General features: G+C 61.5%; 9 protein-coding genes. All 9 read left to right on the top strand.

Annotation, left to right across the window (positions count from 1 at the left end; all coding sequences use genetic code 11):
• Positions 1–267 precede the first annotated feature (267 nt).
• The 9 genes from O3301_RS16485 to O3301_RS16445 all read left to right on the top strand — a co-directional run bounded on the left by O3301_RS16485 (position 268) and on the right by O3301_RS16445 (position 12,878).
• On the top strand, positions 268–2,223 hold the full coding sequence (locus tag O3301_RS16485; protein WP_305056897.1) for a PKD domain-containing protein: 1,956 nt from the start codon (positions 268–270) through the stop codon (positions 2,221–2,223).
• Between the two features lie 118 nt (positions 2,224–2,341).
• Complete coding sequence (locus tag O3301_RS16480; protein ID WP_305056896.1) at positions 2,342–2,770, top strand: hypothetical protein; 429 nt, start codon at positions 2,342–2,344, stop codon at positions 2,768–2,770.
• 74 nt (positions 2,771–2,844) lie between these two features.
• Entirely contained in the window at positions 2,845–3,801 is a 957-nt protein-coding gene (locus O3301_RS16475; protein WP_305056895.1) for a bifunctional helix-turn-helix transcriptional regulator/GNAT family N-acetyltransferase, read from the top strand.
• Positions 3,802–3,908: 107 nt separating this feature from the next.
• Positions 3,909–4,547: a TetR/AcrR family transcriptional regulator gene (locus O3301_RS16470; protein ID WP_218965280.1), complete on the top strand. Its 639-nt coding sequence runs from the start codon at positions 3,909–3,911 to the stop codon at positions 4,545–4,547.
• A gap of 116 nt (positions 4,548–4,663) precedes the next feature.
• A complete protein-coding gene (locus tag O3301_RS16465; protein WP_305056894.1) occupies positions 4,664–5,470 on the top strand; it encodes an alpha/beta fold hydrolase in 807 nt (268 codons plus the stop codon).
• A gap of 148 nt (positions 5,471–5,618) precedes the next feature.
• A complete protein-coding gene (locus O3301_RS16460; RefSeq protein WP_305056893.1) occupies positions 5,619–7,823 on the top strand; it encodes a TonB-dependent receptor in 2,205 nt (734 codons plus the stop codon).
• Positions 7,824–7,907: 84 nt separating this feature from the next.
• Entirely contained in the window at positions 7,908–8,903 is a 996-nt protein-coding gene (locus O3301_RS16455) for a PHB depolymerase family esterase (RefSeq protein WP_305056892.1), read from the top strand.
• Between the two features lie 73 nt (positions 8,904–8,976).
• A complete protein-coding gene (locus tag O3301_RS16450; RefSeq protein ID WP_305056891.1) occupies positions 8,977–9,840 on the top strand; it encodes a hypothetical protein in 864 nt (287 codons plus the stop codon).
• 242 nt (positions 9,841–10,082) lie between these two features.
• Entirely contained in the window at positions 10,083–12,878 is a 2,796-nt protein-coding gene (locus O3301_RS16445; protein ID WP_305056890.1) for a type VI secretion system Vgr family protein, read from the top strand.
• Positions 12,879–12,880 lie beyond the last annotated feature (2 nt).

The following is a 12,880-nucleotide window of genomic DNA, read 5'->3' as shown; positions in this document are numbered from 1 at the left end:
GGTGGCAGATTTCTTTTCGATCAAAATGCATCGTCCTTGTTTTCGTGTTTATTAATTCGGCTTCCTGTGGTGACTCATCGTTACAAATGAATTTTATTAGATGGTTGTGGTGCGATATTTTTCTCTGCTTGAAATGGATAATAAGAAGGCGGCGCTGGAATTAATATATTTTTATGCCGTTCAATTCAGCAGTTGCCTATCATATTTTTTACTTATCGTGAATAATTCGGGTCGAGTGAAATATCATTAACCTGATCGGAATATCACGTGAATAGTAGAATTTTATTTTGTGCGTTGGCTTTTGCTGCCTTGTCGGCCTGTGGCGGCGGCAGTAATGACGCGGCGGACAATAGCGGCGTCGTGGCGCCACCCGTAACTCCCCCCGTCACCGTGGTCAATACGCAGCCAGTCGCGCAAGCCGGGCCCGCCCAAAGCGTGGTGGTCGGCAGCGTCGTGACCTTGGACGCGAGCACCAGCTCCGATGCGAATGGCGATGCCTTGACCTACAAATGGGTGATCAGCTCCAAACCTGCATCCAGCGCCGCTGTCCTGGATTCCTTATCTGCCGTGAAACCGACTTTTACCGCTGATGTGGAGGGCGTGTACGTGGCCACGCTGATGGTCAATGATGGCAAGATCAGCAGCGAGCTGTCGTCGGTGACGGTTGCCGCGTCGGTAGCCAATGCCCCGCCTGTCGCCAACGCGGGGCAGTCAATGACCATTGTTGCGGGTATGGGTATCATGTTGGATGGTAGCGCAAGCAGCGATGCGAATGGCGATATCCTCACCTATAAATGGAGCCTGGTATCGAAGCCTGCCGGCAGTACTGTACGGATCGTGGATGCAAACTCCGTGCGTCCGTATGTCGGCGTGGATTTGCCGGGTGCCTATGAACTGAGCCTGGTTGTCAACGATGGCAAGGTCGATAGTGCGCCGGCTTTCGTGACGACGACGGCGGTTGTCGGCAATGCCCGGCCATTGGCCAATGCGGGCGTGGCGCAGAACGTGCTCAAGGGGAACACCGTTATTCTTGATGGCAGCGCAAGTTCCGATGCGAATGGCGATGCCCTGACGTATTACTGGACCCTGACTTACCGTCCTGCGGGGAGTACTGCCACGTTGTCGTCCGCAACGCTGGTGAAACCCTCTTTTATCGCCGACAAGGCTGGCACGTATGTCGCCACGTTGCGTGTGTGGGACGCAACGACATCGAGCGATTCAATGAGCGTCACGATTACGGCGACGTCCACGAATGCCGCTCCGGTGGCGAATGCCGGGGTGGATCAGCGTGTGCTGGCAGGTGCGTATGGTGTGACCCTCGATGGCAGGGGCAGTTCGGATGCGGACGGCGACAATCTCAGCTATAAATGGACGTTCATCTCCGTGCCGCCAAATAGCATGCTGCAACCGTTTCCCGGCGAATTGTACCGCAGCCAGGCAGTCAGCAGATTTTGGGCGAATGTGCCGGGAACCTATGTCGTCAGCCTTGTCGTCAATGACGGTACGGTCGACAGTGCACCATCAACCGCCACCATTATTGCCACTGCAAGCTCGACCAATGCGGAGCCGATGGCCAATGCGGGCATAGATCAGGTTGTCGCACCAGGAACGACCGTGCGTTTGACGGGACTTGGCAGTACGGATGCGGACCGCGATGTCTTGACATACCGCTGGCAGTTGAAGAGCAAGCCTGCTGGCAGTGCGGCCGTGCTGTCGTCGCTGACTGACGCGCAGCCGACATTTGTCGCAGATATGGCCGGTGATTATGTCGCGACATTAATCGTCAACGATGGCTCGGTGAATAGTGGCGAAGATAATGTCACGGTAACGGCGACGCCGAATCTGCTCAATTTATACCAGGTGCAGGACAATGGGGCCGGTCCGGTCGAGACGAAGGCCGGCTTGCCTTACCTCGCCAATGCGACGGTACAGAGGGCGTGCTCGGGATCGTGCGCGGCCAACTTTACGGTCGATACCTTCAAGGTGGCCGCCGCCGGGACGAGCTTCATGATTACCAATGTGACGGCCGTCGACAGTACCGGCAAGGTCGTTCCAGCCATCGTCGGTCTGGTGTCGGGCCAGGTCATTCCTGCCGGCAGCAGCGCCACCTTCTCGCTGGTGTCGCCCAAGACGAATGGCGCAACGGCTAAACTGAGCTACAAGTTCTTTGTGGCGGAAACGGGCCAGTCTTTCGTTTATAACGCCGACTTCACGTCAAACTAAGTGATGTAACTAAGTGATGTAACTAAATGATGTAACTAAATGATGTAACTCAGTGATGTAATATGGCGAATGCTGGGCTTCGGTTCCGCGTTCGCCAGCCCACCTTGCCTCCTACCCCATGCCCACCTGGACTTCCCCGCCCCAACTCGTCGCCCTGGCCGCCTTTTATGCGCAGGCGCAAGCCCATCCGGATGCCATCGGCGACGCGGCCTTCCTCGGCGCCGTCAAAGCCGCCCACTGGCCCACCAACTGCTGGAGTTACGTGGAAGCATCGTTCGCCATCATCGCGCCCGCCTGCCTGCTGCGTCCGCATCTGACCGCCGAGCTGATCGCCTTGCCGATCGACGCCATGATCGCGGGCGGCCTGGACGATGCGGGGCAAGTCATCGCCATCGGCCTGGCCTGCGCCACGCGCGATGCGCCGTATGTGGCGGTGAGCGCAGAGGGCAAGCGCTGGCTGACGCAGGTGTGGCCGGGACTGGAAGAGCTGGTCGAGACCGTGTTTCAGGCCAGGCTGCAGGAGGCGCTGGCGGAAGATGAGGAGTAGGCAAGCCTGCCCTTGACCTGGAAAGCCCGTTTACGTTAGGGTATACGTAACTACTTACATATACCCCGCCCAACATGTCTTCCAACTTGCAAACCTACGGCTCCCTGATGCTGGCCAGCCGCCTGCGCCGTCTTTCCGATCAACTGTATGCGGGCGTCGATACCAGCTATCTGGCCGCCGGCGTCGAGCTGACGTCGCGTTGTTTCCCCTTGTTATTGCTGCTGCGCGACAACGGCCCGACGGCGATCACGGCCCTGGCCGCGCAGATCGGGCAGACGCACCCGGTGGTGGTGCAACTGGGGCGCAAGCTGCTCGATGCCGGCGTGGTGGCGGAGATGCCGGACGCCAAGGATGAGCGGCGGCGCTTGCTGGCGCTGTCCGACGCCGGGCAAGCGTTGCTGCGCAACATGGCGCCCCTGTGGGACGATGTGCGCGCGGCCGTCGATACGGTGTTCGAACACGGTACGCCGCAACTGATGGCCACCCTGGACCGGGCCGAAGCGCGCCTGCAGACGCAAGGTTTCGGCGAAACCATCGCTGCTTGCCGGCGTCAGCGCGAGCGGGCGGCCGTGGAAATCATCGATTACGAGCCGCAATACGCGGCAGACTTCAAGCGGCTGAACATCGCCTGGCTGGAGCGGTATTTCTATGTCGAGGCGCTGGACGACAAGGTGCTGTCCGATCCGCAACGCTCGATCCTGGATGCTGGCGGGCAGATCTTCCTCGCGCGCCTGGATGGCCGCATCGTCGGTACCTGTGCCCTGATCCGCGGCGGCGACGCCAGTATCGAGCTGTCGAAGATGGCCGTCACCCCCGAGTGCCAGGGCTTGGGCATCGCGCGCCGCCTGATCGAACGGGCCTTCGACGCCTTCGAGGCCAGCGGCGCGCAACTGCTGTTCCTGGAATCGAACAGCAAGCTGGCGCCCGCCATCCGCCTGTATGAAAGCAGCGGTTTTACGCACGTGGCGCGGCCGGCCGGCGACGCCCATTACCAGCGCGCCGACGTCTACATGGAGTGGCAGGGCCGCTAGTGCACGCGAGGGCGCCACGCGGCGCTCCCCATCGGCCGTCTCCCGCGTTACAATACGCGCATCCATAACGGAACTTAGGTTCCACTATTTCGAGACGCCGACGCCGCATGCCTTCCTTCCCGATGCCCTTCCCGCAGTTGATCGTTCCACCCGAGCCCACCCAGGCGCGCAGCAAGCTGGCCTTCGAGCGCTTGCTGCTGGTGGGTGAACAGTTGCTGGCGGAAAACCGTTTCGATGAAATCGGCGTGGCCGACCTGGCAAAACTGGCGGAAACCTCGGTGGGCACGTTTTACCGTTTGTTGGGCGACAAGGACACCTTGAGCCGCTTGCTGCTGCAGCGCTTTTTTTCCGACATGGTGGAAAAGGTCGAAACCCTGACGGAGCTGCGCCAGTGGGAAGGGCGCAGCCTGGAAGACTTCATCCGCGCCATGGTGGCCATGTTCGTGGCCGTCAACATGGGCCGGCGCGGCGTGCTGCGCGCCCTGATCACGCGCTGCTCGCAGGATGCGCAGTTCCGCGACAAGGTGCACCAGATCAACCATCTGATCTCGCAGCGCACGGTTGCCGTGCTGGCCAGCAAGTCGGCCAGCATCCGCCATCCGAATCCCACGCAGGCGATGATGGTGGTGCCGCCCGTGCTGCTGGGCATCCTGAACCAGCACGTGTTGTCGGGTTCGCTGTCCTTCCTGTCGGCGGCCGCGCTGGAAGATGAGCTGGTACGTGTTGCTTTAAATTACCTGACTTGAGATATTTACCGATTTAACTTGAAATCGGAATTCGGATTCCGTATTATGTTTTCCAACAGCAGGAAAATATATTCCTGCACCTGAACACAAAGCATGTTCAACAGCAAGGAGACAGAATGCGGCGTCACACGACATCCGATGTTCCATTGCATTATCTCGACCTCGGTCCCGGCACACAGGCAGGGCAGGGCGATCCCGTGTTTTTGTTGCACGGTCTCGGTTCCTGCGCCGAAGACTGGCGCCCGCAAATCGACGCCCTCGGCAGCAGCCATCGCTTGATCGTGCCCGACCTGCGCGGCCATGGCGCCAGTCCGGCGCCCAACGGCGACTGGCAGATCGGCGACTTCGCCAACGACCTCTTCAACCTGATGGACCAGCTCGACGTGGCGCGCGCGCACATCGTCGGCTTTTCGCTGGGCGGCATGGTGGGCCTGGAAATGGCCAACCGCGCCCCCGGCAGGGTCGCCAGTTTGTGCCTGATCAATTCCCAACCGTTCCAGGGCAGCAAACCGGCCGCGCTGCTGTTTGCCTACTGGCTGCGCCGCACGGTGATCGCCACCTTCGGCTTGAAAGCCATGGGCAAGATCATTGGCAAGAAACTGTTTCCCGATCCTGAACAGCAAGCCCTCGTCGAGCGCTTCGCCACGCAGATGGCGGGCATGGACAAGCGCGCCTACCTGGCCGCGCTGGACGCCATTTTCCACTGGGATATCGACATCCATTTCCAGGCCCTGGCCATGCCCATCCTGATCATGGCGGCGGACCAGGATTACACGCCCGTCGCCAGCAAGCGGGCCTTTGCCGCACAGTTTCAGCAGTGCGAGATCGAGATCATCGCGAACTCGCGCCACGCCACGCCCCTGGACCAGGCGCAGCGTGTGAATACCTTGTTGCAGTCCTTCCTTACCATAAATTCAAAATAAACAGGCCACTCGCCGCACGGGCCGAGGGCCGGAACACAGTCATTGCAGGGCAGGTGCACGCTTTTTGCGCGCGGGTACTGTTACGTCTTGCGATTCTGGAATCCGGCCGTTTTCCCTGGCGGTAAGCAAGCCTGACATTGGAGACGCTATGAAACTTGCTTTGAAATTGATGCCCGTCGCCCTCGCCGTTGCCGGCGCGTTTGCCACCCAGGCCCAGGCGCAGGAAGCCAACCCGGCAACTGCCGTCAGCGCCCAGGAAGCCAGCGATGCGAAAGAACGCATGGAAACCGTGACGGTCTCTGCCCGCCGCCGCGAAGAGCGTCTGCAGGACGTGCCGCTGGCCGTCACGGCGTTTTCCGCCAAGGCCCTGGAACGGGCGAATATCCAGAACCTGGCCGATTTGCAGGAGCGCGTGCCGAACCTGACCGTGTACGCTTCGCGCGGCACGAACACCACCCTGACGGCGTTTATCCGCGGCGTCGGCCAGGCCGACCCCGTCTGGGGCGTGGACCCGGGCGTGGGCATTTATTTCGACGACGTCTACATGGCCCGTCCGCAAGGCGCGCTGCTCGATGTGTTCGACGTGCAGCGCATCGAAGTGCTGCGCGGCCCGCAAGGCACCTTGTATGGCAAGAACACCATCGGCGGCGCCATCAAATACATCTCGCGTCCACTGGCGAAGGAAAACGGCGCCTCGGCGGAAGTGGGCCTCGGCAACTACAACCAGCGCAACTTCAAGGCCGCCTTCAACGTGGCCAACGAAAACGGCACGTGGCGCGCGCGCCTGGCGGCTGCCAAGCTGGACCGTGACGGTTTCGGCCGCAACACGTTTAACGGAGAACAGGTCAGCGACCAGGACAGCACGGCCGCGCGCCTGTCCGTTGGTTACTTCCCGCAGGACATCCCCTTGACCGTCGTGCTGAGCCTGGACGCCACGGACGACAAATCGGGCGTGCGCGGTTTCCAGCGCATGGGCGTGAGCGCTTTCGATCCGCTCAAGCGTCCGCCCAGCACGGATGCGTATGACATCCAGAGCGGCATGCCGGGCAACAACTTCACGCACAACCGGGGCGGTTCGCTGGTGGCCAACTACACCTTGTCGAACGACTGGTCCGTGAAAGTGATCGGCGCCAAGCGGCGCAGCACGTCCGAGCAAACCATCGACTTCGACGGCTTGCCGCAGCCCATCGCCGACGTGTTCGGCGACTCGCGCGACGAGCAGAAAAGCCTGGAATTGCAGGCCTCCTACAGCGGCGACTATGGCGCCGGTGTGATCGGCCTGTACCGTTTCGAAGGCACGGCCGGCGGCGGCATCTACAACAATTTCCTGGGACGCCAGTTCCAGGCCGCCGTCAGCACGGTGGAGACGGACAGCACGGCGCTGTACACTGACTGGACCTGGCCCGTGGGCAAGGCGTGGAGCATCAATGCGGGCTTGCGCCACACGCGCGAGGAAAAGCGCGCCATCGTGCTCAACCGTGCTTTTGCCGACGTGAGCTTTACGCGGCCGATCCAGACGGCGGCCGATTTCGACAAGTCTTTGTCGGTCAGCAATACCTCGCCGAAACTGTCCGTGCGCTATGAAGCGTCGAAGACGACGAATTTCTACAGCAACTTGTCGCGCGGCTTCAAGTCGGGCGGCTACAACGTGCGCGCCAACAACCTGGTGGTGCCCGATTCCGCGCGCCCGTACAAGGATGAAAAACTCGATGCGCTGGAAGTGGGCATGAAGTACGCGGCGCCGGATGATACCTTCGACGCCAACGTGGCCCTGTTCTACAACCGCTACAAGGATATTCAGTTGTCCGTCTTCACCAGCTACGTGCAGCCGGGCGGCTTGCCCGGTTTCTATGGCGACTTCACGAATGCGGGCAAGGCCACCGTGAAAGGCGCGGAGTTCGAATTCTCGTGGCGGCCGAACCGCCAGTGGGAAGTCAACGGCTTCCTCGCCTTGCTGAACGCCAGCTATGACGAGTTCATGAGCGGCGGCAAGAACATTGCGGATACGCAAAAGTTCAGCAATACGCCGCGCCGGCAAGTGGGCTTGAACCTGACGCGCACGGACCGCGACGTGTTCGGCGGCGCCCTGCGCAGCATGGTCGGCTACGGCTACCGCAGCAAGGTGTATCCGACCACGGACTTGAGCGAAGTGCTGGCGCAGGGCGGCTACAGCATGTGGACGGCTGGCGTCGTCTGGGAAGCGCCGAAGAACTGGACCTTTAGCTTGCATGGCAGCAATCTGGGCAATAAACGCTATCGCACGGATGGCTACAACATTCCTGCGCTGTTCATCCTCGACGGTTTCTATGGCCCGCCGCGCCAGATCATCGCCAAGGCAGGCTACAAATTTTAAGCGCTTGTAGAAGTGCCGGCTTGATATGCATCAAGCCGGTTTGTTGTCGCTGTTTTCGTCCTTAATAATAATCAGGAGACTGGCATGGCACATCTGAATCAGCAACTGCGTCACTTATTATCTGCACTCATCGCCGCCTGCGGCTTGCTGGCCGCGCTGCCGGCCGCAGCCGGCCAGTGGGACTTCGGCCTGTACGCGAGCCTGTGGGGCTCGCGCGAGTACCAGGTCTGGCTACCGAGCAACTACAATCCGAACACGCCGCTGCCCGTCGTGTTGATGCTGCACGGCTGCGGCTCCGAGCCCAACAGCATGGCCGCCGTCAGCCGCTACAACCAGCTGGCCGACAGCGAAAACTTCATCGTCGTCTATCCGCGCCAGAACGTCACGGCCAACCCGATGCGCTGCTGGAATTTCATGTTGCCGCTGAACCAGGAGCGGGGCACGGGCGAACCGGCCGTGCTGATGGGCATATTGAACAAGGTCAAGAGCAAGTATGCGGTGCAGGACAGCCGCGTGTATGTGACGGGCATCTCGGCCGGCGGCGCCATGGCGTCCATCATGGCCGCCTGCTATTCGGACGTGTTCGCCGCCGTGATGGTGCATTCGGGCGGCATGTACAAGGGCGCCACGGGCATGATCACGGCCGCCGATTCCCTGTTCAACGGCAGTTCCTTCGATCCGAAAGTGCGCGGCAAGGATGCCTGGCGCTGCTCGGGGTCGCCGCGCCGGCTGATGCCGACGATGGTGTTCCACGGCACTTCCGACATCGTCGTCAACCCGATCAATGGCGAGCAAACCATCGAGCAATTCCTGCAAACGAGCGATTACGGCGACGATGGCCTCGACAATGACAGCGTGCGCTACCGTGCCGACAGCATCGTGCGTCAGACGGTGCCGTATGGCCGCAGCTATTCCATCGACACCTACCTGCACAACGGCGCCGTCATCGCGCAAAAGTACACGGTCGAGGGCATGAACCACGCGTGGAGTGGCGGCCCTCCCGGCTGGCCATTCAGCGACGAGCTGGGCCCGGACGCCACCGTGATCAGCTGGAATTTCTTCAAGAATTACCAGCGCTGATGGCGTAGGGAACTGAAGCTTGTAGAATGGGGCGCCGCGATTGCGCCCCATTTTTATTCCTGTGAAGATTCCCATGCCCGCTTGCCGCCTGCTGTCCTGCCTTGCCTTCGCCTTGCTGTCCGCTTGCGCCAGTGGCGGTCCGCCCGCGCCATCGGCCGCCGACGCGCAAGCGTTCGAGCGTGCCGCCCAGCAAGACAGCATGCGCAGCGAATGCGACTGGAATGTGCGCTACGCCCCCGTCGCGCCCAGGGACGCCAGCGTGGCGCAGTTGCAGGCCATCGCCACGGCGCGCCTGGCGGCCTTGCAACTGGCGCCCGCCTGGACCTTGTCCATGCCCGGCAGCGCGGCGCACGCCTTTACGGAGTCGGAGCAGGACCGTGCCGGGCTGCAATTGCTGCTCAGCATCGTCTTGCCGGCCATGGAGCGCTACCCGGCCGGCGTCTTCGCGCGCACGGGCTTGCGCCACGTCGTCCTGGTCAAGGATTTGAGCGTGGACGGCCAGCGCCGCCTGGCCATGCCGGCGCCGGAAATCGACAGCGTCGTCTACGCCGACAACCTGCTGGCCGCGATGTGTCCGTCCGGCATGGAGCTGCGCGTGCACCACGAGTATTACCACTTCATCGAATACCGGCTGTTCAACGATTTCTATTACCGCGACCCAGCCTGGCTGGCCCTGAACCCGCCCGGCACAGCCTACGGCCAGGGCGGCGCCACGGCCTATGGCAAGGGCTTCCAGAACCTGGGCCACCCGCAGCCGGGCCTCGTCAGCCTGTACGCAGCCTACGGCCCCGAGGAAGACAAGGCGGAAGTGTTCGGCTGGATGATGACGCCCGCGTATGCGTTGCGGCTGGAGCAATGGAGCCTGGCGGATGCGGCGCTGGCGGCCAAGCGGCAAAGCTTGACGGAAGTAGTGGGAACCTTGGCGGATTCTTACTAAATATCAAGTATTTCCTTGCCATCTCATGGCATTGTCGGTTCTCCAGCTTGATTAAGAGCATATCCCAGTAGGGAGCGTCTTCTGCTGGCAGCACATCAGGAGCGCGGACAAGGCGTGAGGAGGACGCGTGGCGAGCCACGCAACGACGATCAACGCAGTCCCCGATTCTGAGGCGCGCCAGCGGGAGATGTATTCATCTACTGGGATAGGCTCTAAATGCAAGTGCGAATGAGGAGAACTCCATGGACGGTGACGAGTCGATATCGGGTGCCCAGCGTCCCTTGCGCCTGCGCCTGGGTGTCTCGCCCAAGGTGCCCGCCGGCGTGCTGATACCGCAGCGTATCGCCGGCAGCGAGGCGATCTGTGGCGGTATCGATTACCGTGTGCTGTGTGTCTCGACGCATGCCGACTTGCCGCTCAGTAGTTTGATTGCCTTGCCAGCCGCCATCGATATCGTGACGGATCAGGGCCGGCTGCGCAGTATCTGCGGCCTCGTCACGCAAGCCAGTGCCGGCGACAGCGATGGCGCGCTGGCCAGCTACCAGCTGGTGCTGACGGATGCCTTCGCCATCATGGAGAAGCGCTGCAATACGCGCGTCTTCCGGCGCCTGACGGATATCGAGATCGTCAAGACCCTGCTCGACGAGTGGATACGCAGCAATACCGTGCTGGCGCACGCCTTCCAGTATGCATTTGCCGATTTCTTCGAGGCGCAAACGTATCCGCAGCGTGAATTTGTCATGCAGCACAATGAATCCGATGCAGCCTTCGTGCGCCGCTTGCTCAAGCGTAGCGGCGTCGCCTGGTTTTTTCGTGCGGTGGGCAATACGGATACGCATGCCGAGCCGGCGCATACCCTGGTGCTATTCAACCATGCCGATGGCTTGCGGAAAAACATGGCGGATACCGTGCGCTATCACGCGGACCGCGCGACGGAGCAGCGCGACACCCTGACGTCGTGGAGCGAAGTGCGCAAGCTGCAGGCGGGCAAGGTGACGCGCCATAGCTGGAATGAAGAACACCCGCGCGCGCGGCCGTTCATGACTGCCGATGCCTTGGGGCGTGGACAGCAGGGCATGCATGGCAATGCCGTTGCCGCCACGCTTGATGATTACCGCGTGCTGTCGCCGCGCGCGGGCATCGATCATGAGGCCTTGTGCCAGCTGGGCATGCTGGCCATGCAGCAGCACGATTACGAGAGCCATTGCTTTCACGCCGAAGGCAGTGTGCGCGACCTGTGCCCGGGCGAATACTTCAGCCTGGCCGAGCACCCGGACATTGACGCCTTGCCGGCGGCCGAGCGTGATTTTGTCGTTACATCGCTGCAGGTGGCAGCGCAAAATAACTTACCCAGAGAGCTTGCCGCCAGGGTAGCACGCCTGTTTGCCCGCAACCGCTGGCTGGCCGATGATATAGCGCTGTCGCAGCGCGAACTGGCGGCGGCGGTGGATGATGGCCCCCTGCGCATGCATATTGCACTGACTGCCGTGCGGCGCGGCGTGCCCATCGTCCCATCCTATGACACGCGTATCGACCTGCCGTCAGTCGCCATGCAAAGCGCTGTGGTGGTGGGACCGGCGAATGAGGAAGTTCATTGCGACGCGATGGGCCGGGTCAAGGTTCGTTTTCCCGCCACGCGCAAGCTGGACCACGAGCATGCGGGCGGCACGGGCGCCTCCGACACGGATGCCGATTCGGCCTGGATACGCGTCGCGTCGAACTGGGCGGGGAACGGACCTGGCAGCATGCAGCAATGCGGCTACCTGGGCTTGCCCCGCGTGGGCAGCGAAGTCCTGCTGGCCTTTCTGGGGGGCGATCCGGACCGGCCTATCGTCGTCGGCCAGCTGTACAACCACAACGCGCAGCCGATCGCCCTGAGCAAGGCAGGCGACTTGCCCGGTAACCGTTACTTGTCCGGCATTAAGAGCCGCGAAATCAAGGGCACGCGTGGCAACCAGCTGCGTTTTGATGATGTCCATGGGCAAATCAATGCCCAGCTTGCCAGCGATCATGGTTCCACTCAGCTCAACCTGGGCTGGCTGACGCAGGAAAGGCGCAACGGCCAGGGCACGGCGCGCGGCGAGGGTGCCGAGTTGCGTACCGACGAGCAAATGGCCATGCGGGCGGGCAAGGGCATGCTGATTTCGGCCTGGAAGCGCCTGAATGGCGATGGCAGCCATATGGCGCGCAGCGAATATCTGGGCCTGATGGAAAACTGCCTGGAATTGTTTCGCTCGCTGGGCAGCTATGCGGTGGCGCATCAGGCACTGGAACAGGAAGACCAGGCGCAGCAGGCATTGCAGCAAAGTTTAAAAAATTGGGAAGGCGGCAGCAATACGGAGCCCCGCGCCGAACTGGGCGGTGCGGCGGCGATTGCCGTCACGGCGCCCGCCGGCATCAGCTTTGCCAGTTCGAAGGCCATCGTCAGCTACGCCGCCAGCAATATCGATACGGTGGCGCAGCAGCATCTGCAAACGGTCGCGGGCCAGCGCTATAGCGTGAATGCGGGCAAGGGCATATCGCTGTTTTCCCATGCGGACGGCATCCGCGCCATCGCGCACCATGGCAAGTTCCTGCTGCAAAGCCAGCATGACGACATGGAACTGAATGCGGGGAAAAACCTGAAATTGACGGCCAGCGACGGCAAGCTGACGGGCATGGCCGATGAAATCGTGTTGATCTCCAAGCACGGCGCCTTTATCCGCATCGCCGATGGCATCACCTTCGGCAGCAAGTCGCCGCTGAATTTCAATGCACCCAACTTCGTTTTCAATGATCCGCAGAGCATGGCGGTGCAATTGCCAAACTTTGCCGAGGGCAAGACCGACCAGCAATTCATTTTTCAATACGAGGGCGACGACAGTCCCGTCGATGGCGTGCCGCAAGAACCGCAGCTGGCGCCGCAGGCGCACTTTGCAGTGAAGCTGGGCGATGGTTCAGCGACGGATGGCTGCAGCGATGGGCGCGGCAAGACGGACGTGCTGGAGCGCACGGCGATGCATCTGGCCGCCATCGAAGTGTTCAACAACAAGGATTGATG

Source organism: Janthinobacterium sp. SUN211 (genome assembly GCF_030587315.1).
Taxonomy (GTDB): Bacteria; Pseudomonadota; Gammaproteobacteria; order Burkholderiales; family Burkholderiaceae_D; genus Janthinobacterium; species Janthinobacterium kumbetense.
The sequence above is the reverse complement of the archived record's forward strand: the minus strand, read 5'-3'. Positions and strand labels throughout refer to the sequence as shown.

Bases quoted from the DNA above. Each gene is read 5' to 3' on its own strand.
- O3301_RS16470 (WP_218965280.1), top strand. From the start codon at position 3,909: ATGCCTTCCTTCCCGATGCCCTTCCCGCAGTTGATCGTTCCACCCGAG.
- O3301_RS16445 (WP_305056890.1), top strand. From the start codon at position 10,083: ATGGACGGTGACGAGTCGATATCGGGTGCCCAGCGTCCCTTGCGCCTG.
- O3301_RS16450 (WP_305056891.1), top strand. From the start codon at position 8,977: ATGCCCGCTTGCCGCCTGCTGTCCTGCCTTGCCTTCGCCTTGCTGTCC.
- O3301_RS16460 (WP_305056893.1), top strand. From the start codon at position 5,619: ATGAAACTTGCTTTGAAATTGATGCCCGTCGCCCTCGCCGTTGCCGGC.
- O3301_RS16480 (WP_305056896.1), top strand. From the start codon at position 2,342: ATGCCCACCTGGACTTCCCCGCCCCAACTCGTCGCCCTGGCCGCCTTT.
- O3301_RS16455 (WP_305056892.1), top strand. From the start codon at position 7,908: ATGGCACATCTGAATCAGCAACTGCGTCACTTATTATCTGCACTCATC.
- O3301_RS16465 (WP_305056894.1), top strand. From the start codon at position 4,664: ATGCGGCGTCACACGACATCCGATGTTCCATTGCATTATCTCGACCTC.
- O3301_RS16475 (WP_305056895.1), top strand. From the start codon at position 2,845: ATGTCTTCCAACTTGCAAACCTACGGCTCCCTGATGCTGGCCAGCCGC.